Source organism: Pseudomonas cichorii (genome assembly GCF_015471405.1).
GTDB classification, from domain to species: domain Bacteria; phylum Pseudomonadota; class Gammaproteobacteria; order Pseudomonadales; family Pseudomonadaceae; genus Aquipseudomonas; species Aquipseudomonas serbiensis.
This window is the reverse complement of the sequence record NZ_BLVZ01000004.1, coordinates 427,399-453,725: the sequence shown is the minus strand read 5'-3', so window position 1 is coordinate 453,725 and position 26,327 is coordinate 427,399. Positions and strand designations below refer to the sequence as shown.

The following is a 26,327-nucleotide window of genomic DNA, read 5'->3' as shown; positions in this document are numbered from 1 at the left end:
TGGATCAATCCGGATCCGGCGGGAGTGGTGGATGGTTTGAATCTGTTCCGCTTCGTTCGCAATTCACCTCTGCGGTATACCGATAGTGAAGGCGCTGATCCCCGCGATGTCATTGTTGCGAAGGGGTTTTCCAATTTTACCCCCCTGCAGCAAGCCAAGCTGAAAGATGCTCTTGATGTGTCTGCCAAGCTATTGCGACGCACCATCGTTGAGCTGGGCAAAAGTCGCCCTGAGCATGGTGTTTCAAAAGCCTTTGCTGCAACCTATGGGCGGGATCTGCCTCCGGAATTAAAGAAGCTTACTGTTGCTGGAGTACGAAAAGAGCTAATCGAACAGAAAAAATTCTTGTCATCCATTCTTAAACCGAAAATAGCCAAATCCCTTGAGCTTTTCGACACCGATACTGACTTATTGGCCACAACGCGTATGACTAATGAAGTGTTCAGTAAGTTTCTCAGGATGCGAATATCCAGAACACATCTTGAATCACATAACGTGCTGAACGTTGCCCATACATTGATTCATGAAGCGTCTCACGCTGTTAGTGGTGCCTTGGATGCTTTTTACAATGAGGAGTTTATTCTTCCAGACAAAGTCAGCCCGGTAGTGGTTAAACAGTGGTCAAAAGAAATCAGAAAGACCCTGAAGTACATCGTGCTGAATGGACCGGAGGCACATGAGTTTGCTCCGTCCGATTATCGAGATGCCATGCTGGCTCTCGATGATAATGCGGACATAAGGGCGCGTCGAACAGAAGCATTTGGTGATCCCAAAATCCGGGCTTCGTTATTACGAATGAATGCCGACACTTATGCTGGACTTGTAATGTCTTCAAGACTGCCGGCAAGGCTGATGGCCAAGCGAGTGCGAAGTGAGATGCGTCAAGAGGCTAAACGTCAGAGAGTGGCATGACTGGCATCGGATTGAACCAATAAAAAACCCCCAACAACACCCTGCGGATGGGGATACGCAGGGTGTTGCCGAGGGCCTGTTGCTCTGTCAGCGACAAGTTGCAAGCTACAAGCCTCAAGTTACTTGAAGCTTCCAGCTTGAAGCTTGCCGCTATCTTTTATCGTGCAATCGTCTGCGTTTTCACGCCCGCTTCCAGCGCACCGGAACGGCCATACACATCTTCGTAGCGTTCGATATCGTCTTCGCCCAGGTAGCTTCCGGATTGGACTTCAATGATTTCCAACGGGATCTTGCCCGGGTTTTTCAGGCGATGGACCGACGCGATCGGGATGTAGGTGGACTGGTTTTCAGTCAGCAGGAACACGTTCTCGTCGCAGGTTACCTGAGCCGTGCCGGATACCACGATCCAGTGTTCGGCGCGGTGGTGGTGCATTTGCAGCGAGAGGCTGGCGCCCGGTTTGACCGAGATGCGCTTGACCTGGAAGCGGCCGCCCATGTCCACCGAGTCGTAGGAGCCCCACGGACGATAGACTTCCAGATGGTTCTGGGTTTCGCTGCGGCCCTGTTCGTTGAGGGTGTTGACCATCTGCTTGACGCCTTGGACCTTGTCCTTGTGGGCGATCATCATGGCGTCCTTGGTTTCGACGACCACGATGTTGTCCAGGCCGATCACCGATACCAGTTTGCCGTTGCCGTGGATCATGCAGTTGCGGCTGTCCTGAATGACGACGTCGCCTTTGGTGACGTTGCCATGGTTGTCTTTTTCCTGCACTTCCCACAGTGACGACCAGCAGCCGACATCGCTCCAGCCTGCCGACAGTGGCACGACGCAGGCGCGCTGGGTTTTTTCCATGACGGCGTAGTCGATGGAGTTGTCCGGGCAGCAGGCGAAGGTCGCGGCATCGATGTCTACGGCGCCGCCGTCGTGCTGGCTGCGCTCAAGGGTCAGCAGGCAGGTGTCGTAGATATCCGGATCGTGTTTTTTCAGCTCTTCCAGGAAGCGGCTGGCACGGAACAGGAACATGCCGCTGTTCCAGTAGTAACCGCCTGCCTCGACGAACTCGGCAGCGCGTTTTTCGTCAGGCTTCTCAACGAAGTGCGACACGCGGCTCACGCCTTCCGGCAGCAGCGCATCGGCGGTGGATTTGATGTAACCGTAGCCGGTTTCCGGTTTGTTGGCCGGTACGCCGAACAGGACCATTTCGCCACGCTCTGCTGCGACGGTGGCCAGGGCCAGTGCGCGTTGCAGGGCTTTCTGATCTTCGATCACGTGATCGGCCGGCAGGACCAGCATCAGCTCGTCGTTGCCTTCATTAACCAGCATCATCGCAGTCAGGGCAACGGCGGGTGCGGTGTTACGCCCGAACGGCTCCATCAGGATGGCCTGGGTGTTGAGGTCCAGTGCTGCCAACTGCTCGTTTACGATGAAACGATGCTCCTTGTTGCAGACCACGATGGGCTCTTGCATACCCTCGAACACCAGACGCTCCAGGGTTTGCTGGAACAGGGTGTGTTCGCCTGTCAGTGCCAGGAATTGTTTAGGGAATTGTTTACGCGAAAGCGGCCAGAGTCGTGAACCGCTACCGCCTGACAAGATCACTGGAATCATTTTGTTTCTCCAATAGCATTCAATAAGGGCTGTTCGTGGTTTTCTGTCGTTTCTGTCTTTTTCTTGTACTGCGCTAGCGGGTCCGTGGCTGACAGAGGCCATGAACCCGCCAACTTGATTTTTAGCGAGTCGCTACCGGTGGCTTGACCCAGACTGGCGACAGGTTGCTGCCGCTGCCGGTGATGTACAGCACGGCGGCTTCACCACGTTCCAGGGCAACAGGCTTCACGTCAGTGACTTTCTTGTCGCCGTCGTACAGCGCCAGGCTGACTTTCACCGGGTTGATTTCACGCTCGCCGGTGCCTTTGGCTCCTACGGTCTTGACCACTTCGGTCTTGCCGTCGGCGGTTTTCAGGGTCAGCGATTTGTCGCTGAGGTTCTGGACGCGAACCAGGGACTTCTGCTTGTTCTTGAACGGTGCTTCTTCAACCAGTTGCGGCTTGCCGCTGGCGTTGTTGACCAGGGTGTAATAACGGTCGCTGGCCAGTTTCACCGGTACGGTCTGGCTGCCGAGCTTGGCGGTGTAGTCGCCTTGCGGCATGAAGCTGAACGCAGTGCTGCCCAGTGGCGCGACTTCGTTGAGGTTGGTGTTGCCAACACTGGCGCTGATTTCTGCGTTGCTGGCGTTGTAGACACGCACGAAGGTCGAGCCTTTCGGTGCGGTCGGGCCGTAGAGGGCAGAGTCACCGGCAAGGGCTTGCAGGGACATCAGGCCGAGGGTTGCGGCCAGTGCGCAGGTTTTGAACAGGCTTTTCTTGGCCGAACGATTTGGAGTGTGCTGTAAGGTCATAATTCAGTCCTCTCAGTTTTGCGCCTGGTTGGGCGACTCGGATTGTTTGGTGTTAAGGGCCAGGTTCTCTTGGCTATCACGTGACTTCTTCAACTCGGCGATCCACTGTGGATCGAACTCGCCAAGGTCGTTGTGAGCAGGCAGATAGCGCTCCGGGAATTCCCAGATGACCACTTGTGGTGGTGTGGTCTTGAACGCATCGGTTTGCAGATACTTGAGCATCGGCAGAATCGGCCCGTGACCGTCTTCTGCGTAGTTGACGACGTCGCTGCGCAGTGCCTGCTTCAGGGCGCCGACGAAGTTCCAGTTGGGGTTGGCGCTGTAACTGGTGCCAACCAGGCCGACCGGAATTTCGGTGTCTGCAAACAGGGCATCATCATCGGCGGCAGTTCCTTCGACCGGATTTGTGCTGCGTTGTTGCAAATCATCCGGCTTTGGAAGCAAATTGCTGAACAGCGGATCCAGTGGCAGGAAGTTGGTCAGGTCGCCTTTGTAGGGCGTGACTTCCTTGGCCTGGGTGACGAATTGCTCGGGTTCGCCGTTCAACGTTGTCTTCCCGGAAATCGCGACACCCAGTTGCTGCGCCGCCACTTCTGCACCCATCGGGGTCCAGTGCGTGTCGGTGCGCAGGAACACCTGGCCTTGCTGCTTGGCGGCCTGCAACGGCGCCAGCAGGTCAGGGGCGAAGATGCCGGCTTGCGCGACCTGAGCATGGAACTGTTGATACAGATCGGTGTGCAGCGTGGCCGGTCTGTTATCGCCAATGTGCTCTGGATACAGGCGGGTCTTGGCTGGAACAATTGCCAGCACCAGTTCCGTGCCTTGCTTTTTCAGCTCGTCGCGCACGCCCTGAATCAATGCCAGGTTGTCCGCTTCGTTCTTCTCGCCGTTGGGAATGGCATCGAACTCTTCGTCGGTGTAGAGCCACTGGTCCTTGCCGACCACGACACCCGGGCGGCCTTCATTGAACAGCTTGAAGTCCAGGGCGGCCCAAAGGTTTGTACCCAGGCGTTTGATCGGGAACTCATCGTCGTAATGAGTTTCCGCCGCCTTGGTCCATTTGCCGTCGAGCACTGTGGTTTCGGCCGAGGTCGAGAAGTTGCTGAAACTGCGCAGCGACCAGGCCCCCAGAACCACCAGCAGGGTCATGAACAGGGTGACGTAGAGGATTCGTAATGAACGGGTCATGTCAGGCTCCTCAGAACTGGAAGTAAAGGAACGGCGAGAAGCTCTGCGCCGAAAGTTTGAGAATCGAAGCGATGAACAGCAGCAGGATCAGCGCACGCATGGCGTAGCGAGACCAGTCGGCAGTCCAGTAGGCCGGTTGCACCTGGGCGTTGGTACCGACGGTGTAGCCAGGCAGGTTGATGCTGCCGGGTGCGTCGCCAGGTACGGCCTTGATGGTGCCGGGCTCTGCGGTTGCCGGGCCGTCGGCCTTGGGCTTGTCGCTTTCCGAGCGGCCCTGGTAGAAGTCGCGCAGACCGAAGTACGCCAGGGTTGCGTAGGCCAGGATCAGTGTCGCTACTTGCAGACCGGTCAGGCTTGCACGGTTGAGTTCCGACAGGTTCCAGTCGCCGAAGCTGAACATGGCGCTGTACATGCGGCCTGCAACGTGCAGGTTTTCAGCGCGGAAGATGACCCAGCCGATAACCACCAGCAGGAAGGTCAGCGCCCAGCGGATCGGGTTGAAGCTGTAAGGCTTGGTGTTGATGCCCACCGCTTTTTCGATCGCCAGCCACATACCGTGCCATGCACCCCAGATGACGTAGGTGATGTTCGCACCGTGCCACAGACCGCCCAGCAGCATGGTCAGGAACAGGTTGCGATAGGTCGCGAACTTGCCGCCACGGTTGCCGCCCAGCGTGATGTACAGGTAGTCACGCAGCCAGGTGGAGAGGCTGATGTGCCAGCGACGCCAGAACTCGGTGATCGACTGGCTGATGTAAGGCTGTTTGAAGTTTTCCATGAAGCGGAAACCCATCATCAGGCCCAGGCCGATGGCCATGTCACTGTAACCGGAGAAGTCGAAGTACAACTGCGCGGTGTAGGCCAGCGCACCCAGCCAGGCATCACCCGTGGTCGGGTTTTCCAGGGCGAAGCAATGGTCTGCGACCACGGCCAGGGTGTCTGCGATGAACACTTTCTTGATGAAGCCCTGCATGAAGCGCGTGCAGCCTTCGGAGAACTTGTCCAGCGTGTGGGTACGGTTGTTGAACTGGTCGGCCAGGTCACGGAAACGCAGCACGGGGCCGGCGATCAAGTGCGGGAAGATCGCGACGAATGCAGCGAAGTCGATCAGGTTGCGCGTGGCCGGTGTGTCGCCGCGATAGACGTCGATGATGTAGCTGATGGACTCGAAGACATAGAACGAGATACCGATCGGCAACAGCACGTGGGTCAGGATGAATGGCTCCAGGCCCATCGAGGTCATGGCCGCGTTGATGCTGTCCACACCGAAGTTGGCGTACTTGAAGTAGCCAAGGATGCACAGGTCCACGCCCACGCCGAGCAACAGCCAGCGTTGTGCCGGTTTGGTCCTGACCCCGCTGGCCCCGATCTGTAGACCGATCCAGTAGTTCCAGACTGTGACGGCGATGAACAACGCCAGGAAGTCCACACGCCACCAGGCGTAGAAGATGTAACTGGCTATCAGCAAGAGCAGGTTGCGATAGCGTTGCCCGCTTATGTAGTACAAGCCGAAGAAGATCGGCAAGAACAGAAACAGGAACACGTTGGATGAGAAAACCATCCTTATCTCTCCGTTTGTCCAACATTCAAGGGCTCAAAGCCCCCCCAAACCCCCCATGAAATTCGGGGGGTAAAACACTCACGCTACCTGTCCTGTGGAAGCGGATTCATCTGCGAAGAGTTCTGTATCTTCGCGAATGAATTCGCTCCTACACGTTCGTCACGAACCGCCCTTGTCACCTTTTTCATGGGACGGGTCGTAGACTTTGGTCAGATCGCCGCCCAGACGGAACGTCTTGAACGGTTGCATCTCGTGCTTGTGTTCGATCACATCCGGGCTGCAGGTGTAGAGCGAGCAGAACGGTTCGAGCCAGGCGAATTTCGGATCTTTCTTCAGCTCGCTCATGTCCTGCTTCTCGCCACCGCGCGAGGCGAAGTCGTTCGGGTTTTTCACCCCGGCGAGTACCCGGTCACCCAGGCGTTTGAGTGCGCCATTGTTTTCATTGCGCAGGTCGAGACCGTTGGCCTGGGCGAAGCTGGCGATCATGGCCAGTGGCGGCAGGGCGTAGTTGTGATACGCCAGGGCGCGCTGACGACGTTTCATTTCGTTCGGCAGGAAGCCGTCCCTGTCGACCTGATTGGCGGCGACCTTGTATTCCTTGACCGCCCAGTCGAACAGGTCGCGGCGGTTGGTGGCGACAGCAGTTGCCATCACTGACCATGCGGCCCAGTAGGAGTGGTTGTTGATCTTCTCCATAGGCAGGTTGCTCCAGTCACTGATTACCTGGTCTGCCAGCTTGCTGAACCAGGCTTCGATGACTTGAGTCTGCTGCTGACGGTTGGCCAGCGGTTGCGACTCGGAGAACTTCAGGCGCAGGTAGGACGATGCCATGCTGCCCAGTGCCCATTTGCGCATGGACTTGCCGGTGTGGTTGAACTCACGTGACTCCAGCGCATCGGCCTGAGCCCAGGTAGTGAGCATGTTCAACGCACAGTCGAGTTGTTCCGGGCGACCGTCGCGCATGTACTGCATCACGACCTTGCTGATACCGCGCTCAAGAGTCGTGATGTCTTTGGTGGCATCGCGAAAGGCTTCTTCGGACTCTTCATTGAGCGTTGCACGTGCCTTGTCGGAGCCTTCGTACTTGCTGCGAAACACCAGTTTGTCGGTGTACGGTTTTGGCACGGCATCACACGTGAAGTCGTGGCTGCCGGTTTTCATTTTTTCGATAGGGGCTGAATACCCCTGCGGGGGAACCAGCGTCGTTGTAGCAGATGCACCCGATGCCCATGCCATCGATGACAGGATTGCCATCGAGAGCAGGGTAGGGCGTATCAGTTTCGGAGTCTGCATAAGTCACCTCATAGTCCGGCTTGAGCGGTGTGTTGCGCCGTGCTTGGGAACACATTGCGCTTGCATACTTTTGCTTCGACTTTCAGTGGTGCTGTCCCTGCTTCCGGGCCCTGTATTTCAAGAGCGAGCAATTGTTGGTTTGCCCAGTCTTCGTCTTCGCGCAGTTCAAAGGCGAAACGTCCGTCGGTATCGGCGGTGTCCGGCTTCTCGATTTTCAGGTCCTCGTGACGACCGTTCATGTACCAGAGCCTGGCCTGAAGGGTTTTCACCGAGGTGTCATCGAACCGGATATCGATCTGGTTCTGGCTGTTGCGGATGTCCTTGATGCCATTCTTGCCGTTGACCAACACTTCGTTGTTGCCCGGCTTGAGAGTGGTGCTGGCGCTCATGACCGCAGGCTTGCCTTCGCAACCGTTATCCAGCAGCGCCATCATCTGGCGGTAGATGGTTTCCTGGTCCAGGCGATACAGTGGCGAGAATTCCCAGATCAGGATCTTCGGTGGACGCTGCTGGAAGTCTTCGCTGCCCAGGTACTGCAGCATCGCGCCTTCCAGACCGCCACCAGGGAATGCCACGTTCAGCACATCGGCACCGATGTATTCCTGCAGGAAGCCACCGAAGTTGTAGTTCTTGCCGCTGTGACTGGTACCGACCAGAGTGATTTCCGGGTTTCCGGAATCGCCGAACAGATCGCCGTCACCTGCTTCACCCTTGGGCTCGGTGGTGAACTGATCCATGTACTGAATCGCGTAGCTGGTGCCGCACAATTGACCTGCCATGTTGTGCAGGGTTCCGGTCTTGCCCATGCGTCCGGACTTGTGGCTCTCGAATTCACGCTTGGGAATGTCGGCATAGCCCGGTACTTTTTTCACGGTTTCGGCAACGATTTTCGCGGTGCGTTGTGCGCCGTACGGTGTCCAGTGCTGGTCGCCACGGAAGTAGAAATCATGGGCCTGTTGCTCGTTGGTCAACGGCGACAGATCCGGCACCCAGTAGCCCATCTTGCTGAAGCGACCGAGCATGGCCTGATAGTTTTTCAGGGCCTTGTCGTAGTCGTACTTTTCACGTTCGGCAGGGAACAGTTTGTTGCGATCCACCAGGCCGCGGGTCGGCTGATAGACCATCACCAACTCCACACCCTTGCTCTTGAAGGCATCGTGCAGTTCCTGCAGGCGGCGATAGCCGGCGGGCGTTGTGTCGAACTCGGTGCGCAAGTCTTCCTGGGTACGGAACAGCCAGTCGCCCTCGGCCTGAACCAGGGTGGTGAAGTTCTGCTGATAGCGCGTGGTGTAGTTCTTCGCGTCATGGGCAGCAGGGCACAGGTTGCAGCAAGGTTCGGCGGTGAAGGTCGGCGCTTGCGAGTCATCTGCGCGAGCCGCGCCAGCGGCGGCCATGAGGGCTGCGGTCAGGCTGGAGAGGCTCAGTAGTTTGATCAGTTGTGCGTGCATAAAAATACCTTTCCTCATTCCCGCAGTTCGGTCTGGCTTTCGACGGGGTCGATCAATACGGCTTTCTTCTGGCGTACCAGCAGGTCGAGGATTTCGTCCTGACGCTCACCCAGGATTCCGTTGAGGCTGATGCCTACCGGTTTGGTCGGTGCGAGCATCGATACGCGATAAAGCTCCACGCTCAGTGGCGAGTCGATGGACAGCGGGCCGGAGCCGTTACTGACCAGCTCGCCGCCCACCAGGATCAGCGACACCTCGGCGTCGAAAGGGTCCAGAGCGATATCGCGGTCGGTATTGGTCAGGTCCTTGATGTGCCCGTAGACGCCCATCAGGCCGTTGCCCATGGCGACGTTTTCATAGAGCTTGATGTTCACGCTGTTACGAACGCGGATACCGTGGCGGCGGTTGGCAATGACACGGTTGCCCCACAGCAGGTTGTTGCCGCTTTCGTACAAGGTGATGCCGTCGGTGTGGTTCTGGTAGATCTCGTTATAGGCAACGATGTTGTTGACGCTATTACGGTCCAGTACCACGCCCGACAGTTTGTTGTTGTGGCTCTTGTTGCGGAAGATGAAGCTGTTGTCCACTTCCCGGGAAATGATGATCCCGTGCTTTTTCTTGGTCCCGTATACGTCGTTCTCGGCAATGATCAGATTGTGCGAGCGGTCATGCGGGTCAATGCCGTAGACGATGTTGTCTTTGTAGGTGTTGCCCTTGACGACAAAGTCGCGGGTTTCGTAGCAGTAGAAGCCGTACCACATGTCCGCGAATTCCGAATCGACGATCCAGCCGGTCGGCTCGGGACGCTTGAGGATCTTCGCGGTGTTGGGCGTGTACTGGGAAATACTGATGCCGTAGGACTTGCTCTGGTCGTAACCCATGCTCGACATCCTGGTGTTGGCGATCCAGGTTTCGGAGCCACCCCAGGTCAGTATGAACGGCCGGAATTCGTCAGGCTTGCGATACAGCGCAAGGCCGTTACGCTCTTCACTCCAGGCGTCGACCTTGGTGTGAGTGATCAGCAACTTGCCTTCGCTGACCAGGAACGAACCCTTTTCCTGAGACAGGCGCAGTTCCTTGGTTCTCTTGTCGATCTCGAAGATGCCGGTTTCCTTGACGAGGATCGGCAGGCGAGCGATGTACACGCCTGGCGATACTTCGTTCAGAAACTGTTTGGGCACTTTCTTGGCCAGGTCCTGCAGGGTCACATAGCCGTCGGAAATCATGATGGCTTGCGGGATGCCGCGCTGGCGGGCAACCCATTCGGCCATCTTGTTATCGCCGCCGATGAACTCCTTGAGGCCCGTTTCTTCCATCATGCGCGCCACGGTTACTTTGCCTGGCTTGCTGCGGTCGATCTTTTTCAGGGCCGCTTCAGCGGTGTAGCCGCTGATGTCTGGCAACACAGGCTTGTCCATCGCCAGCGGCTCGATGGGCGCGCTGCTGATGGTGTAGTTCTTGGCCTGTTGCAGTTCCTTGACGTTTGCCGGGACAGGTGCGACCGGCGCAGTGTTGGCCAGCGCTGCGGTGCTGGCCATCAGCAGCGCGCTGCTCAGCACTGCACTTTCGAGCAGGGCGTGAGGCCAGGTGCGGTTACGCACATTGCTTGCTTGACTGTTCATCTCATCGCACTCCTTTGGCGGTTCGCATCAGAAGCGCCAGATGACGTCGACAATGGCGCGGTGCATGTATTCATCCACGCCGTTGTGGTAAGCGTCGCCGGGCTTGAAGACACCGGCACGCAAGCGCACCAGTGCCGAAGGTTCGTCGATCGACTGGCTCACTGCGGCTGGCAGCAGGCCCTGTTTGAAATACTTGGTGACGACCAGATCCATTTCCTGACCCAGGTCCTTGCGGCCGTCTTCCAGCGGCAGGGAACTGAAGGTGTTGGTCGGTACGCCGTTGGCATCAGTGATTTCCCGGTTAGGGTTGATGCCCGCGCCGCCGATGCCCGAGTTGCCGTCCACACGACGGAACTTGTGGTAGATCAGCGAGGCGTCGTATTCGTCGTTCATGCGCCACGAAGCGAACAGAGAGCCGGTTTCCACGTTGGCCATTTCGCCCTGGAAGGCTTCACCGAAGCGGTGGATGCGTGAGCGAGTGCCGGTCCAGTTGGAGCGGTTACTTTCCAGACCGTTCTGTACGTAGTCCTTGCTGGCGCGCGAGTAGGCTGCACCGACTTGCCATTGCGGATCGAGACGGAACCGCACGCCCAGGTCGGTGGCCCAGCCGTTGAGGTCACGGCTGTTCTTCTGACCGGCCAGGTACTGATCGGTGGCAGGGTTGTAGTTCGCGCCGATTTCGTCGCGGTTACCGGTCAGCCAGGTCAGGCTGCCCCAGTAGTTGATCGGGTTGGTATTGCGGTAGTTGTAAGCGTCGCTGTCGGCAGTCAGACCCAGCCAGGTCAGGTCGCCATTGGAAGTCTTGTCCAGATCGTCCAGGACTTCGTTCTGGTTCTTGAGCTTGCCGTCGTCATGGCTGTAGTGGGCGCGAACACCGGCCCAGTGGCCAGGTGTCCATTGGTAGCTGGCCGAGCCGAACAGGTGCTGGCGGTCTTCATCGTCCGGAGCCAGTTCGGTCAGGTCGGTGCGGTATTCGCTGAAGCGTTGTGCAGCGCCCAGTTCGGCACGCAGCAAGGTAGTGTCGAAGGTCCAGTTGATGGCTTCGATGTTGGTGTCGTGCCACTGACCGTCATCGTTGCGCAGACGCTGGCGACCTACCTTGAGGATTTCACCGGGGTAGGGCGTGAAGCCGCTGTAGCCGATCCAGAACTCGCGCAGTGCCGCATAGCTCTTGTCGACTTCGCGCTCGCTGGAGTTACCGCGTGAACGCTGAGTGCCGGTTTCGCCATTGTTGGAAGTCGTGGTCTGTTCCAGCGGGTCGGTCTGGATGGTATCGGTGGCGGTGACCACCTGGCCCATTGCGTAGGCGCTCCAGTTGCCGCTCTGGCCGTAGACCCAAGGGCGCAGATCAAGACCCAGACCTTTGACGTCACCGCCCGAGCGAGTGCCCAGGTCGCGGTCGTCTTCGGACTGCGCGCTGATTTTTACTTCGATACCGAAATTCTGTTCTTCAGTCAGCGCTGCCAACGTCGGGCAGGCCCACAGCAGAGTAAAACCAAGGCCCATGCCGGCGGCCATCAAAGGATTCAACTTCATAGCGCTTCCTCACCGTCTTTTTCTTCTGTCAGGGTCTGCACCAGCACGTTCTGTCTGGCAGTGACACCCCGGACCTTTTGTTCGCGTTGCAGCAACCCTTGGGCGGCGGCGCGTTTTTCAGGCGGTAGTTGAGAGTCGAGTACTTGCGCAAGCTCGGTGGCTTGCGGTGTGCCTTGAGCCAGTGCCAGCTGGCCAAAGACCCAGGCGTTGACCGGATCGGGCTTGGTGCCCTTGCCTTGGGAGAACAGTTGCGCGATGGCAAAGTCGGCGCTGTTCTGGCCGCCACGGGCGGCGGTCAACAATTCGTCCAGTGCCTTCTGTGGATAGACCTCGCCCAGATAGCCGCGGCGGTAGATCTGACCCAGGTAGTAGTGGGCGGAGATTTCAGTGGCAGCAGCTTTCTGCAGGTGTTCTTCGGCTTTCTTCGCGTCGGCCGGCACCCATTTGCCTTCGTAATAGAGCCTGCCCAGCAGCAGTTCGGCGCGGGGTTGATCCGCTGCGCGACCGTTGTCCAGGTACTCCATCATCTTGTTCACGTCACCCAGTTCAGGGAAGTCGTAAAGCAGCTTGGCCAGCGTGACCCACGAAATCGGGTAGCCCGGCGCGATATCTTCCAGCAGTTGCTGGGCAGTCTTTTCGTCCGGAGTGCCGATCTGGCTGTCGCCCAGCACACGGGCTACGCCGTCCACTCGCTGGGCACTGACACGACCCGAAGCATGGGCGCTCTTGAGTTGCTCGATCAGCGCTGCCTGCTGCTCGGTCTGGCCGCGTTTCTGATAAACGGTGGCCAGTTCGACGTAGCAGATGTCAGTGCTGTTCAGAGCCTGTTTGCAGATGCTTTCGACTTCATTCAGATGCTGGTCATAAGTGCCTTGGGTGCGATAGAGCAGCACCTGTGCCAGACCCGCTTCCGGGTAGCCGTTGGCGCGCCACTGGTTGATCTTCTGCTGGGCATCCACGTTCGGGAAGCTTTGCGGGTATTGCAGGTAAAGCATGGCCAGCGGCAGCAGGGTGCCGGACTCACCATTGGCGAATGCCTTGGTGAGCAGCGCTTCTGCTTCATGGTGCTCGGCCAGTGTGGCATCGGGTTTTACGGCCAGCAGGCGCCCCAGACGCGATTGCGCCCGAGGTGAAGTTGCGGCGGCTGCGCGATAGGTGGCTTCTGCCTCTTTGAGCTGGGCAGGATCACCGGTACCGACCTGGATGTCGGCCAGACCGACTTGTGCATCGCTGTAGCCCAGGTCCGCCAGTTGCCGATAGTTCTGCTGCGCCAATGCAGTGTCGCCGTTTTTAAGGGCTTCATTGGCGAGGCGTTGATCGGGCAGGCCGGCACAGCCGCTCAGGCCGAGCGCGACGGCGAGGCTCAATAGCGTGGGGGTCGACAGGCGTCGTAGTGGGCTGTTCATGATTACAGACCCGCAGCCATGGCTTTATCGATCAGCCAGTTCACGGACGGGCCACGGTCGCTGACGACTTCGACAGGGCGGCCAGCCAGGGTGCTGCTCAGGCTTTCGTCAGGCTGGATCTGAACACGAATGTCGGTGGACAGGTCGGTGTTGCTCAGGTTGCTGCTGCTGACGATCTTGCCGGTGCGCAGTTGATCTTCGCCAGCGATCTGGAAGCTCACAGGCGTGCCAGGCTTGACGTCGTTGAACTGGCGATAGGTGAAGCGGGCTTCGACAGTGGCCGGTGCGTTGCGTGGCACCAACTGGAAGATCACCTGGCCTTTGGATGCGAACTGACCGTCAGCCACCAGTTGACGAACCACGACACAATCGCACGGGCTGGTCATGGTGCCGCTCATTTGCTTGCCATAAAGCTCTTCGATCTTGGCTGGTTGCAGGTCTTCGCCAGTCAGGCTGCCCTTGAGCATTTCCAGCATGCTGGTGTTGAAGGTTGCCAGCGGTGCGCCTTTGGCGGCTTCGCCATTGGCGGGGATCAGGCTTTGCACAGTACCTTCGCGCGGCATGGTGACGTCCATGCTCGGCACCGATACCAGACCTGCCGAAGCGTGGCTGACGAAGTACAGGCCGTACACAGTCTTGAAAATGAAACCGAAGGCCGCGAGGCCGACGATGAAGATACCCAGGCTGAAGGTCACAGCACGCAGACGACCCAGGGCGCTCATACCACCGGATTCGTTCTTGCTCTTGCGGGCCTTGGTGAAATTGTCGCGTTGCAAGGTGGCCAGCACTTCACCCAGGCTGACGATGTCGCCGCTCAGGTGGGACGTGATGATGTGGCGCAGGGTGGCGATGTCTTGTGCTTCAAGGTTCTGGAACTGGCAGCCGACACGACCGCTTGCGCTGCTGATGGAGCGCACTTGCATTTCGACGTCCATGGCCAGGCCAAGGTTGTCGATGAGGAACTGCAGGCGGCCCTTGATCACTTCGCCTTCGGTCAGTTTGATCTGGCTTGGGGCAATGAAGCTCAGACCACCGGCCGACAGGTCTTCGATCCGTACCAGAGGAGCATTCTGCTCGCCGGTGAGCAGGCGCAGCTTGGCTGGAATCTTGACCCGTGCGTGTTGGCGCTGGGCTTCCGATTCATGTACGACGTTCGCATTCACGGCTGTATTCATGGCAATTATTCCTACTTGAGCGATTGATTCATTGGCCCGGTCAAACCATCGTCAGCAGTACTGCGACGAAGATGGTGCCAGCTGAAAAAGTCATGGTTCGGGACGACCAGGTGTTGAACCAGCCCTGAAAGCTGGCCATGTCGCGGCTGAGTTTTGTGTCCTGGCGGGTCCAGGACTGTCGGTCCAGGCGGAAGAAAACGTAGATTTTCATCAGGGCGCCGACGATCTGGTTGTAATAGAGAATGATGGGGTAGGCAGGCCCTATCCTGTGTCCCGAGCAGGACAGCAGCAGTGTCAGGATCAGGCGGGTCATGCCGATCCACAGCAGGTACATCAGGATGAATGCGCCGCCGTACTTGAAGCTGGCAATGATGGCGACGGTCAGGCCCAGGATCGATGTCCACATCGACACGCGCTGGTCGAACAACACCACGCTGGTGAACAGACCCAGGCGACGAATGCCCAGACCCAGTGCGCGGGAGTTCTGACGCAGGTTGTTGCCGTACCAGCGGTACATCAACTTGCGACTGGCCTTGAGAAAGCTTTTTTCAGGAGGGTGTTCAACGGTGTTGATGGCGGCATCGGGCACGTAGAACGTGTCGTAACCCAGGCGCATCAGGCTGAACCAGCTCGACTTGTCGTCACCGGTCAGGAACTTGAAGGTCCCTAGACGCCAGTGATTGAGCGAGTCGCTTTCCACGTCGGCAATGAACTCGGGGTCGGTTACCACGGTGGCGCGGAATACCGACATGCGACCGGTCATGGTCAATACGCGCTTGGACAGGGCCATCGAGCACATGTTGATGTGGCGCTGGGCGAAACGCAGCTTGTGCCATTCGCTCATGATGTAGCCGCCGCGAACCTCACAGAACTCGTTGGTGGTCAGGCCGCCGACATTGTCGAACAGGTGGAACCACGGAACGGTCTTGCTGACGACGCCTTCATTGAGCACGGTGTCGCCGTCGATCACGGCCACTACTGCGCGTTCATCCGGAAGGTGACGCGAGATGGCGCGGAAGCCATAAGCCAGGCCGTCGCGCTTGCCGGTACCAGGGATGCGCACGAAGTCCAGCTTCACACGCTCGGGCGGGTTCATCTTGGCCCACAGGCTCTTGACCAGCAGCTCATCGGACATTTCAACCAGCGAGCAGACGATGGTGGTCGGCAGTCCGCAGTTGATCGCCTCACGAATGACCGAGCTGTAAACCTGAGCAGTGGTCAGAGCTTCGATACGGAAGCTGGTGACCATCAGGAACACATGGGAAGGATCTGCTGCCTTGCCCAGCTTTTTCAGCTTGCGGCGCAAGTGTGGGTAGACCACATACAGAAATATCATTCCGCGTACGAAATGCGTGATCCCCATGGAATAGCGCCAGATACCCACGGCGCCAATCAGGAAAATAAAGTTCCTCGACTGTGAGTCGAAGATACTGGTAGGCAATGCAGTTGCGATGCCCATTAACAAACTTAGGTAAAACAGCCAACCGGCGGCCTCTAGTAGGCCGTGTTTTAGCCTGTCCATAGATTTGTATCCCAAAGTCAGTTGCAAGCCTCAAGCCCCAAGCTGCAAGCGGGAGGCTTGAGCTTGTGGCTTGGTGCTTGGCGCTTGCGGCTGATTTACCAGCAGATACCTTCAGCACGGCCGCTTTCGCCGGTGCTCTTGGACATGAAGCCCACCAGGTCTACAACGTGCTTGCCGTGAGGCGTCTGGTCGGCCAGGGCGCGGAAGCGCTCGTCGCGGTTACCCAGGATGATCACGTCGGAATCGTTGATGACCTGATCGAAGTCCGAGTTCAGCAGGGACGACACGTGAGGGATCTTCGACTCGATGTAGTCCTTGTTGGCACCGTGTACGCGAGCGTATTCGACGTTGCTGTCGTAGATGCTCAGGTCGAAACCTTTACCGATCAGCATTTCGGCCAGTTCGACCAGCGGGCTTTCGCGCAGGTCGTCGGTGCCGGCCTTGAAGCTCAGGCCCAGCAGGGCGACTTTGCGGGTATCGTGGCTGGCCACGATGTCGAAAGCGTTCTGTACCTGAGAGACGTTGCTGCGCATCAGGGAGTTGAGCAGCGGTGCTTCCACGTCCAGGCTGCCTGCACGGTAGGTGAGGGCGCGAACGTCTTTTGGCAGGCAGGAACCGCCGAAGGCGAAGCCTGGGCGCATGTAGTACTGGGACAGGTTCAGTTGCTTGTCCTGGCAGACCACTTCCATCACTTCACGGCCATCGACGCCGACTGCCTTGGCAATGTTGCCGATTTCGTTGGCGAAGGTGACCTTTGTGGCGTGCCACACGTTGCAGGTGTACTTGATCATCTCGGCAACGGCGATGTCCTTGCGGATGATCGGTGCGTCGAGTTCTTCGTACAGCGATTGCAGAACGTCACCGGAAGCCTTGTCGAACTCGCCGATAACGGTCATTGGTGGGTGATCGTAGTCTTTGATCGCGGTGCTTTCACGCAGGAACTCAGGGTTCACTGCAACGCCGAAGTCGACGCCGGCTTTCTTGCCCGAGCAGTCTTCCAGAATCGGGATTACCACATTGGCGACAGTGCCCGGCAGCACGGTGCTGCGAACCACGATGGTGTGGCGGGAGGTCTTGTCACGCAGGACATAACCGATTTCGCGGCAGACGGATTCGATGTAGTCGAGTTCCAGGTCGCCGTTCTTCTTGCTGGGCGTACCCACGCAGATCATCGACAGGTCAGTGGCGCGGATGGCTTCGGAGAAGTCCGTGGTGCCGCGCAGTTTGCCGTTGCGAATGCCCTGTGCCAGGAGGTCTTCCAGGCCGGGCTCGACGATAGGCGATTTGCCGTTATTGATAAGGTCGATCTTGGTATTGGAAATATCCACACCAACAACATCATGACCCCGTGCAGAAAGGCAACCGGCACATACTGCACCGACATAACCCAAACCAAAGATGCTGATACGCATCGTACTCTCCTCGATTTTTCACGCCATAAGTTGGCTGGATATTAATTTTGGCCAGCAGATGTCACACGCAAGTCAGTAAGGCTGTTAAGCCACTTAACTAACGCAGGCATATTTAATGAATGAGTGCCTAAACAAACGAGGCGAACTCAAATGACACTAAGTACAAGCGGCAAGTGACCTGTCCATACGGATCAGGGCCATGCTCTCTTGGATGCGGCAAACCACTCCCTGTATAGCGATCCTTGGCAGGTCGATCCGAAAGCCTTGGCTTTGCCGATCTGGAGCCCTGCTCTGCACACCTCATGGTGTTCGCTTGTCTACCTACTTCAACTAGTGATGTGAGTTTGATTTCAGTACCCGAAGTATTGATTCCGCAGAATCAAACTTAATCCCTGGCAACTTCCCTTTGCTCTCGTAGCGCTGTAAGTGATCTCTTACAGGCTTGTCGAGAATTGTTACGGGATGTAGGAGCATGTGGGTTCGCGATTAGTTCCGGGCCGCTCGTCCTGTTTTTGAGAATTTTTTCGATTGGCCTTTTTGACGGGGTGGTTTCAAAATGATGGCAACTAGCGTGAAGCCCTTAGTTGTAGAGGGGTTCAAGTAGGTGGATGTTTTTTTGCTATTACGGAAAAATGACAGAATGCCATCACTCAAAAAAGTTGTTATTTTTTCGAGAAAACCCACTCGAAAAATGAACGCATCGCTTGGTGATGTTTATATGGCGTCATAAAAATGGCAGAGGGGGCTTGAATTAACGAGCCTATGTTGCGTAGTGCCCGGAGCACTACGCAACATTGACGCCATCACTGTTCTGGACTGTCGCGCAGGAAGACCAGTTTGTCGGGTGTCGATTGTTCGACGCTGTAGCGGTAACCCTGCGCATCGAATTCCTTCAGTGCTTCAGGGGTATTGATCTGCTCGCTGATCACGAAACGGCTCATCATGCCGCGGGCTTTCTTGGCGTAGAAACTGATGATCTTGTACTGGCCGTTTTTCAGGTCCTTGAACTCGGTATCGATGATGCGGGCTTTCAGGGCCGAGCGTTTGACCGCAGAAAAATATTCGGTAGAGGCCAGGTTCAGCAGCAAGTCATCGCCTTGCTCAGCCAGTGCCTGATTCAGCCATTCACTGATGCGCGTGCCCCAGAAGGCATACAGATCCTTGCCGCGGGCATTGGCCAGCTTTGTGCCCATTTCCAGGCGATAAGGTTGCATCAGGTCCAGAGGGCGCAGCAGGCCATAAAGGCCTGACAACATGCGCAGGTGGTCCTGAGCATAGGAAAGCTGGGCATCAGTCAGTGTTTCGGCCTGCAAGCCGGTATAAACATCGCCCTTGAATGCCAGCAGCGCCTGCTTGGCGTTTTCGGGTGTGAAGGCTGGAGTCCAGCTGCCGAAACGCGCCGCGTTCAGTCCCGAGAGCTTGTCGGACAGATGCATCAACTCACCGATCTGCGCTGGCGTCAGCTCGCGAAGCTGGGTAATCAGCTCCTGAGAGTGGTCCAGGTATTGCGGCTGGGTGTAGCGCTCGGTGGTCGGCGGGGTCTCGTAATCGAGGGTTTTCGCTGGGGAAATCACCATCAGCATGAAGTCGTCTCCTGTAATCGTCGGGCGATTCTATGGGGTGATGGGGTATGACTCCAGCTATGGTGGCGATAACAGACCGTGTGAAAACTACTGCGCTCGGTCATGCTGCGTTGAAAACAGGCTCGGAATGCTCATTTACAGCCAGTAAAGTCGAGCGCGACTCCGACCGTTCCTCGCCTGTTTTCGCCTTGCCTGACCTTCGCTCGCTACGTTTTCACACGGTCTGTATAGGCCGTGGCTTTGTAACGCGCCGGACATAAGACACCGCCCCGGATCAGCTATAGTGCCGCGCGGGTGATGGCGTTGATATTGGATCGAGAGGGCATTGGTTTTGCGTATTGTTTTAGCAGTTTGCGCGTGTCTGTTCTGGTTTGAAGCTCAGGCGGCGGTGCCTGAAGTCGCCACGATGGATCGCAGTGTGTGGCCTGAGCGTTTCGAGACGCCGGCCTTGTTCGATGTTGCCTCCCGTGCCGAGATTCTGGCTTTCGCCCATGCCCTGGCTGTCAGCGAGACTCTGGACGAAGAAGGGCTCAAGCAGCGCCTGGGCCTGCGTTATGTCAACGTGCCGTCGCTGAATGTGGTTCGTCATCGCCTGTGGTTGCGCTTGCTGGAGAACTATCAGGCGGCGCAGAAGACCTGTGAGGAAGACGCCAACTTCTGTGTGCTGGTCGAGGACATGGAGCAATTGCGCCAGCGCGCCGAGGAGTATCAGGTTTTGCCGGATTCGTTCTATGCCGCATGGGGCAAGCCGAGTTCGATCTTCCATGAGCGTTACCTGAACGAGTTGCTGTACATGGCGGCTCTGTTCCCTCAGACCAGCAGTGAAATCGAGCGCTACAACTCCGATGAAATGAGTGGCGATGAAATGCCGGATCGCACCTTCATGCTCAATTTCGACAGTGGCCCGAGCCCGGCGGATGGCAATACGGACTGGCTGGCCGATTTCATGCGCCAGCAAAAAATGACCGCGACCTTCTTTGTACTGGGGAAAAGCCTGCAGACGCGCCTGGAGAGCAGCTCGGCAGCCAGCCTGCAGGCGCTCTACAGGCAACAATGCGTGGGTGTGCAGGGCTGGGAATATCGTTCGCACAGTAACTGGGTCGACTGGCAGGATTCCGTGCAGCGCAGTGCCGCTCTGGTCCAGCAGATTCTCCCGGACAACTTCGTTCCGCTGTTCAGGCCGCCTTATGGCCATCGTCGTGCTGACAGCGGCGAATACTTCCGTTCGCAGCACTTGCGGGTGTCGCTGTGGAATATCGATTCGCAGGACGCCACAGGCCGCCTCTCGGCCCAGCAGGTCGGGGACCGGGTGCTGACCCTCATGCTGCTCTGGCGTCGGGGTACGGTGGTATTCCATGACATGGGCAACAAGGCGCAGTCGGCGCTGCCTTTGCTGCTGGCCAATACCGCTCAAAGCGAACTGATCTGGGATGACTGTCGAAATCTGTCTGAAACCCAGGAGGAATAAGGGCTTGAGGGCATAAGAGGAAGGGGGGAAGGCGGGTTTTTTCGGCCAATCCGGCCTGAGGTGACTTCCGACTGTAAACGTGCAGGCGGCACTCGCCAAGCGCTATTCGTCATACTGTGAAATAAACTTCAAAAAACTGTCAAAGAGCTTTTTTCTGTCATCGGTTTTGCTGTATTACGAGAACAGACCGCCGAAACCTGCAACACAGGTGGCGTCCTCAACGACCCATCTTGAGCAACATTCTTCCCTGCCTCAAGGGAAGGAACCGGCGGCCTTTTCGTGGCGCAGCTTTGTAGTGGTTCTGCGCCGCCTGGCTTCTATAAAGGTGAGCGAGTATGGATGATCACGGACGCAACCCTTCCACTAACCAGCCTATCCTTTACGTGCTCGATACCAACGTATTGATCCATGATCCAAACGCACTGCTGAATTTCGAAGAACACCGCGTTGCCATTCCGATGACGGTTCTGGAGGAACTGGACAAGCTCAAGGACGGCAAGCATTCGGTCGCTGCCGAGTGCCGTCAGGCCATCCGCCTGATCGACAAGACTCTGGGTGAAGCTTCACCGGAAGAAGTCGAAAAGGGCGTGCCTATCGACCGGGGGACCGGCGTATTCAAGGGCTTCCTGTCGATTCTGATGAGCAAGCGCGAGGAACCCAACAGCCTTCTTCCCGAGCATTTGAACGACAACATCATCATCAACCAGTTGGTCGACCTGCACGCGCGTAACAAGGATTTGCGTCTGGTGCTGGTGACCAAGGACATCAACATGCGCCTCAAGGCGCGGGCCTGCGGGATTGCCGCCGAGGACTACAGCACTGACCAGCTGGTCGATGACGTCTCGCTGCTGTCGCGGGGTTATCACGATATTCCCGGCTCGTTCTGGGACCGGGTCAGCAAGGTCGAAACCCGTCAGGACCATGGCCGCACCTGGCATCGCGTGCAGTTGAGCGAAAGCCTGCCCGCGGTTCACATGAACGAGTTCATCATCGACGAGCAAGGCTTCGTCGGCTGGATCAAGGGCGTCAGGAGCGACGAGCTGCTGATTCTGGACATGCATCAGGAACCCTTGCTGCACCAGGAAGCCTGGGGCCTGAAACCACGCGATATCTATCAAGGGCTGGCGCTGTTCGCGTTGCTCGATCCTGATATTCATCTGGTCAACCTGTCCGGCGCTGCCGGTTCCGGCAAGACCATCCTGGCGCTGGCCGCTGCCATTGAGCAGACCATGGTCAGCAAACGCTATCGCCGCATCATCGCAACCCGCAGCGTGCAAGGCCTGGATCAGGAAATAGGCTTCCTGCCCGGCACCGAGGCGGAAAAAATGGAGCCATGGCTGGGCGCGATCACCGACAACCTCGAAGCCCTGCACATGGATGACGAAAACACCCATGGCAGTGTCGATTACATCCTCAGCAAGGTGCCGTTGCAGTTCAAATCCCTCAACTACATCCGGGGCCGCAGCTTCCAGCAAAGCCTGATCCTGATCGATGAATGCCAGAACCTGACACCGCACCAGATGAAAACCATCATCACCCGTGCCGGTGCCGGTTCCAAAGTGGTCTGCCTGGGTAACCTGGCGCAGATCGATACCCCTTACCTGTCAGCCACCAGTTCGGGGTTGACCTACCTGACGGAGCGCTTCAAGGATTTCCCCAACGGCGTACACATCACCCTGCAAGGGGTTCCACGCTCGGTACTGGCTGAATATGCCGAGAGTCATCTGTAAGCGGTAAGCGGTAAGCGGTAAGCGGTAAGTTGCAAGCTGCAAGCGAGAAGCCGGAACGTGGTTCGCTTGTAGCTTGCAGTTCTTGCCGCTTGTAGCTGACGCCCTTGGCTAACTACAATCGCCACTCCTGTTCAGGAGTAAGGCTGTGCTGACTCATCTCGATTCCCAAGGTCGCGCCAATATGGTCGACGTCACTGACAAAGCCGTGACGTCCCGTGAGGCTGTGGCTCAAGCGCTTGTGCGCATGTTGCCTGAAACCCTGCAAATGATTGTCAGCGGCGGTCATCCCAAAGGGGATGTGTTTGCTGTTGCGCGCATTGCCGGCATTCAGGCTGCGAAGAAAACCAGTGATCTGATCCCGCTCTGCCATCCGCTGATGCTCACCAGCGTCAAGGTCGAACTCAGTGCCCAAGGGGATGATGCGGTGCTGATCGTCGCGCGCTGCAAGCTCGCCGGGCAGACCGGTGTGGAAATGGAAGCCCTGACCGCCGCCAGTGTTGCCGCGCTGACCATCTATGACATGTGCAAGGCCGTTGATCGCAGTATGACCATCGAGTCGGTGCGGTTGCTGGAAAAACTCGGTGGCAAGAGCGGTCACTTCATTGCCGACGAGCCGGGAGCTGCGCAATGAGTGTGCAGGTTCAGTATTTCGCCCGTTATCGGGAGGCGTTGGGGCTGGATGGCGAGCGTGTCGAGGGCACTTTCGCCACGCTGAACGACCTGCGCCAGCACCTGCTGCTGCGCGGTGAAGCCTGGCAAGTGCTGGCCGAGCAGAACCTGATGTGCGCCCGCAATCAAGAGCTGTGTCAGCTGGACGAACCGCTGGCGGATGGCGATGAAGTGGCATTCTTTCCTACCGTGACCGGAGGCTGAGCATGGCGATTCGCGTGCAAGCGGCGGCGTTCGATCCAGGTGCCGAGGTCAATGCACTGCATGCGGCCAATGTCGGCATCGGCGCGGTGGTGAGTTTTGTCGGTTACGTGCGGGACTTCAACGAAGGACGTGAAGTATCGGGCATGTTTCTGGAGCACTATCCAGGCATGACCGAAAAGGCTCTGGCAAAGATCGTGGTTGAAGCCGAACAGCGCTGGCCACTGCTCAGGCTGGAAGTGCTGCACCGGGTCGGCGCACTGGAGCCTGGCGAGCCAATCGTGTTTGTCGGCGTTGCCAGCGCTCATCGTCAGGCCGCATTCGAGGCCTGTGATTTCGTCATGGACTACCTGAAGACTCGCGCACCATTCTGGAAACGCGAAAACACCGCCGAAGGCCCGCGCTGGGTTGAAGGGCGGCATAGCGATCAGGCGGCTGCGGATCGCTGGAAATGAGTGGTGGTGTTCGCGACTGAAGTCGCTCCTGCACAGAACGCTGCAGGAGCGACTTCAGTCGCGAAAAGTGCTCAGGCCTTGCGCACCACAGCCCGCAACAACTCGGTCGGTGGCATTTCGCAGCTGATCTTGCGGCCCAGTTTCTCTTCGATGGCCGGGAGCTGATAGGAATCGTCTTCCCCGGCAAAGCTGATCGAAACGCCATCTGCGCCCGCACGGCCTGTGCGCCCGATCCGGTGTACGTAATCGTCCGGCACTTCCGGCAGGGTGAAGTTGATCACGTGGCTGATGCCATCGATGTGAATACCGCGGCCTGCGACGTCTGTTGCCACCAACACCCGGATCTTGCCTTCGCGGAAACCTTCCAGGGTCTTGATCCGTTTGTGCTGAGGCACATCGCCTGAAAGTTGTGCGGCGTTTACGCCGTCACGCACCAGACGCTCTTCGATACGGCGCACTTCATCCTTGCGGTTGGCAAAGACCATCACCCGTTCCCAGCCATTGTCGGTGACCAGGTTGTACAGCAGCTTGTACTTGTCAGCCGAAGCCACTGCGTAGATATGCTGTTCGACGTTGCTGTTGGCGACGTTCTCGGCTTCGATTTCGACGATGGCCGGGTCGGTCGTCCATTGCTTGGCGAGGTTCATCACGTCATCGGTAAAGGTCGCGGAGAACAGTAGCGTCTGACGCTCGCCCTTGTGCGGGGTCTGGCGAATGATCTGGCGTACCTGCGGGATAAAGCCCATGTCCAGCATGCGGTCGGCTTCGTCGAGGACCATCACTTCGACCATGTCCAGATGCACTTCACCGCGTTGGTTGAAGTCCAGCAGACGTCCCGGTGTTGCAACCAGAATGTCGCAATGACGGGCTTCGAGCTGCTTGAGCTGTTTGTCGAATTCCATGCCACCCACGAACGTCATGACGTTCAGGTTGGTGTATTTGGTCAGCGCTGCCGCGTCCTTGGCAATTTGCACCACCAGTTCGCGGGTCGGGGCGATGATCAGGGCGCGGGGTTCACCCATGTAGCGCTCTTTGGGTGGTGGCGTCTGGGTCAACTGGGTGATGATCGAGATCAGGAACGCAGCGGTCTTGCCCGTACCGGTCTGGGCGCGACCGATAGCGTCCTTGCCCTTGAGGGTGTAACCCAGCACGCCCGCCTGGATCGGCGTGCAGTACGGGAAACCCAGATCATGAATCGCGTGCATCAGTTCGGGGGCCAGATCGAAGTCATGGAAGCGCGTCTTGCCTTCCTGAGGTTCGACAGCGAAATCTTCGAGCTTCCAGGTGACGACAGGCGGCTTGGGCGCTCGCTCTCGACGTGGACGTTCGGCCTTGGGTTTGTCGCTCCTGGCCTGAGTCGGGGCTGCGGGCTCTTTGACCGAAGCCTGCGCCTTGACCGCACGATTCTGCGATTCGTCTTCAGCGACAGCCCTGGAGGCGGGGGTGGATGCTGCGTGGTTGGGCGCGAGCTGCTCAGCCTCGCTTTTACCGAACATCTTTTTAAGTGCTTTGAGCACGGTCATCTCGTCAATTGATTAAGGAATGTACGCCGAGCAGTGTAATGCAAGAATCGGGCGCGGCGTAGTGTCATCCATGGTTCGCTACACAGGCGCCCGATCAGGCCGGTTCAAAGCTCTATTAAAGAAGACGTTACCGAAGCTTCTCGGCAAGCCAGATCTGGATGTCGGAAATTTCCTGGGGTAACACTTGATGCCCCATTGGGTACTCTTTCCATTGAGCGGTTACACCCAGCGTCTTGAGGTACTCGTAAACGGTACGTCCCATGGCATTGTGGACCACTTCGTCGTGAAAACCATGCAGACAATAGGCCGGAATACGCTGCTGGCTGGCTGACAATGTCATCTGGTCATTGAAGGTTGGCGCGTAGGTGGACAATGCCAGCACGCCACCCAGCGGGCCTTGCCAGCGTTTGTAGGCTGTGTGCAGAACCACGGCGCCGCCCTGGGAAAAACCTGCCAGGAAGATTCTCGCGGGGTCGATGCCACTGTCGCGTTGTTGCTCAATCAGGTCCAGAACCTGTTGGGCCGAGGCTTCCATCTCATCGTGATCGATGGAGCGGGCTTCGGAAGTCATGCTCTTGATGTCATACCAGCTCGGCATTTCATAGCCACCGTTGACGGTAACGGCGCGTTTCGGGGCCTGGGGCAATATGAAGCGAGTGGTCGTCAACGACTCCTGAAGGGCTTCGGCGACGGGAAGAAAATCGTAACGGTCGGCACCCAGGCCGTGCAGCCAGATGACGCAGGCATCGGATTCTGCGGTGGGTTGAAGGATCAAAGGCTCGCTCATGAGTGCTCCAATAGGGTGCATTGATTGTTTTTTGGCGCATTAATTAAGTGCGCGTGCAGTTTAAAAGTGAAAGAAGATGTCGCAAGGTTACAAGTTTTCGACTTGACCTGTCGCTAATTCGACATCGCCAGCATGCTGGTACGGGCTTTGCTATGAAACGTGTGGAGTCAAAGCGCTCACATCGATCGGTAACACTATTAGGCTACTACTTGTAACGATCGAAGGCAGCACGGGAGTCCATGCGTCAGGACTCCCGGCATGATTGATCCTGTACCGCTCTGGTCCGGGGAAAACACGGGGCTTTGGTCTTAGGGCTATAAATGAATGATGAAGGTGAGTGACGAGATGATCTTGCGCTCGATTCATGGTCCAGGCCCAACGTCGTATGACCCAAAAAAAAGCCAGCACGGGTCATTAATGCCTCACAAGGGTGCGGC

General features: G+C 57.5%; 20 protein-coding genes and 1 pseudogene. 6 read left to right on the top strand and 15 right to left on the bottom strand.

Annotation, left to right across the window (positions count from 1 at the left end; all coding sequences use genetic code 11):
* Positions 1 to 912, top strand: a pseudogene (locus tag JL015_RS08175) (RHS repeat domain-containing protein); the annotation flags it as partial.
* 157 nt (positions 913 to 1,069) lie between these two features.
* Here JL015_RS08175 and JL015_RS08170 read toward each other — a convergent pair.
* The 13 genes from JL015_RS08170 to yaaA form a co-directional block, all read right to left on the bottom strand.
* A complete protein-coding gene (locus JL015_RS08170) occupies positions 1,070 to 2,521 on the bottom strand; it encodes a mannose-1-phosphate guanylyltransferase/mannose-6-phosphate isomerase (protein WP_200995183.1) in 1,452 nt (483 codons plus the stop codon).
* A gap of 121 nt (positions 2,522 to 2,642) precedes the next feature.
* Positions 2,643 to 3,311, bottom strand: a complete 669-nt coding sequence (locus JL015_RS08165; protein WP_201018085.1) for an alginate O-acetyltransferase AlgF — start codon at positions 3,309 to 3,311, stop codon at positions 2,643 to 2,645.
* A gap of 12 nt (positions 3,312 to 3,323) precedes the next feature.
* Entirely contained in the window at positions 3,324 to 4,499 is a 1,176-nt protein-coding gene (locus tag JL015_RS08160) for an alginate O-acetyltransferase (protein WP_201018084.1), read from the bottom strand.
* A gap of 10 nt (positions 4,500 to 4,509) precedes the next feature.
* Complete coding sequence (locus JL015_RS08155) at positions 4,510 to 6,060, bottom strand: MBOAT family O-acyltransferase (RefSeq protein ID WP_201018083.1); 1,551 nt, start codon at positions 6,058 to 6,060, stop codon at positions 4,510 to 4,512.
* Positions 6,061 to 6,219: 159 nt separating this feature from the next.
* Positions 6,220 to 7,353 (bottom strand): mannuronate-specific alginate lyase, encoded by a 1,134-nt coding sequence (locus tag JL015_RS08150; RefSeq protein WP_201018082.1) that lies wholly within the window; start codon positions 7,351 to 7,353, stop codon positions 6,220 to 6,222.
* An 8-nt stretch (positions 7,354 to 7,361) separates the two neighbouring features.
* On the bottom strand, positions 7,362 to 8,801 hold the full coding sequence (locus JL015_RS08145) for an alginate O-acetyltransferase AlgX-related protein (RefSeq protein WP_201006078.1): 1,440 nt from the start codon (positions 8,799 to 8,801) through the stop codon (positions 7,362 to 7,364).
* A gap of 14 nt (positions 8,802 to 8,815) precedes the next feature.
* Entirely contained in the window at positions 8,816 to 10,423 is a 1,608-nt protein-coding gene (gene algG, locus JL015_RS08140) for a mannuronan 5-epimerase AlgG (RefSeq protein ID WP_201018081.1), read from the bottom strand.
* A gap of 27 nt (positions 10,424 to 10,450) precedes the next feature.
* On the bottom strand, positions 10,451 to 11,959 hold the full coding sequence (locus tag JL015_RS08135) for an alginate export family protein (protein ID WP_201006074.1): 1,509 nt from the start codon (positions 11,957 to 11,959) through the stop codon (positions 10,451 to 10,453).
* A complete protein-coding gene (algK, locus tag JL015_RS08130; RefSeq protein ID WP_201018080.1) occupies positions 11,956 to 13,365 on the bottom strand; it encodes an alginate biosynthesis TPR repeat lipoprotein AlgK in 1,410 nt (469 codons plus the stop codon). Before algK ends, JL015_RS08135 begins: the two co-directional genes overlap by 4 nt.
* 2 nt (positions 13,366 to 13,367) lie before the next feature.
* A complete protein-coding gene (locus JL015_RS08125) occupies positions 13,368 to 14,540 on the bottom strand; it encodes an alginate biosynthesis protein Alg44 (RefSeq protein ID WP_201018079.1) in 1,173 nt (390 codons plus the stop codon).
* A gap of 40 nt (positions 14,541 to 14,580) precedes the next feature.
* A complete protein-coding gene (gene alg8 / locus JL015_RS08120) occupies positions 14,581 to 16,062 on the bottom strand; it encodes a mannuronan synthase (RefSeq protein ID WP_201006069.1) in 1,482 nt (493 codons plus the stop codon).
* Between the two features lie 95 nt (positions 16,063 to 16,157).
* Positions 16,158 to 17,474 (bottom strand): nucleotide sugar dehydrogenase, encoded by a 1,317-nt coding sequence (locus JL015_RS08115; RefSeq protein ID WP_201006067.1) that lies wholly within the window; start codon positions 17,472 to 17,474, stop codon positions 16,158 to 16,160.
* 803 nt (positions 17,475 to 18,277) lie between these two features.
* On the bottom strand, positions 18,278 to 19,057 hold the full coding sequence (gene yaaA / locus JL015_RS08110) for a peroxide stress protein YaaA (protein ID WP_201018078.1): 780 nt from the start codon (positions 19,055 to 19,057) through the stop codon (positions 18,278 to 18,280).
* Between the two features lie 331 nt (positions 19,058 to 19,388).
* Between yaaA and JL015_RS08105 the strand changes: the two genes are divergently transcribed.
* The 5 genes from JL015_RS08105 (at position 19,389) to moaE (ending at position 23,580) form a co-directional block, all read left to right on the top strand.
* Positions 19,389 to 20,525, top strand: a complete 1,137-nt coding sequence (locus JL015_RS08105; RefSeq protein WP_201018077.1) for a polysaccharide deacetylase family protein — start codon at positions 19,389 to 19,391, stop codon at positions 20,523 to 20,525.
* A gap of 335 nt (positions 20,526 to 20,860) precedes the next feature.
* A complete protein-coding gene (locus JL015_RS08100; RefSeq protein WP_201006061.1) occupies positions 20,861 to 22,255 on the top strand; it encodes a PhoH family protein in 1,395 nt (464 codons plus the stop codon).
* A gap of 145 nt (positions 22,256 to 22,400) precedes the next feature.
* Positions 22,401 to 22,886 carry a cyclic pyranopterin monophosphate synthase MoaC gene (gene moaC, locus JL015_RS08095; protein ID WP_201018076.1) on the top strand — a complete coding sequence of 162 codons (486 nt, stop codon included), beginning with the start codon at positions 22,401 to 22,403 and terminating at the stop codon, positions 22,884 to 22,886.
* Positions 22,883 to 23,128 carry a MoaD/ThiS family protein gene (locus JL015_RS08090; protein ID WP_201018075.1) on the top strand — a complete coding sequence of 82 codons (246 nt, stop codon included), beginning with the start codon at positions 22,883 to 22,885 and terminating at the stop codon, positions 23,126 to 23,128. The genes moaC and JL015_RS08090 overlap by 4 nt, the downstream gene beginning before the upstream one ends.
* A 2-nt stretch (positions 23,129 to 23,130) precedes the next feature.
* Positions 23,131 to 23,580, top strand: a complete 450-nt coding sequence (gene moaE / locus JL015_RS08085; RefSeq protein ID WP_201006055.1) for a molybdopterin synthase catalytic subunit MoaE — start codon at positions 23,131 to 23,133, stop codon at positions 23,578 to 23,580.
* Positions 23,581 to 23,651: 71 nt separating this feature from the next.
* Here moaE and rhlB read toward each other — a convergent pair whose 3' ends face one another.
* Positions 23,652 to 25,103, bottom strand: a complete 1,452-nt coding sequence (gene rhlB / locus JL015_RS08080; protein WP_201018074.1) for an ATP-dependent RNA helicase RhlB — start codon at positions 25,101 to 25,103, stop codon at positions 23,652 to 23,654.
* 127 nt (positions 25,104 to 25,230) lie between these two features.
* The gene (locus JL015_RS08075) at positions 25,231 to 25,890 is read right to left on the bottom strand and encodes an alpha/beta hydrolase (protein ID WP_201018073.1); all 660 of its coding nucleotides are present in this window, start codon (positions 25,888 to 25,890) and stop codon (positions 25,231 to 25,233) included.
* Positions 25,891 to 26,327 lie beyond the last annotated feature (437 nt).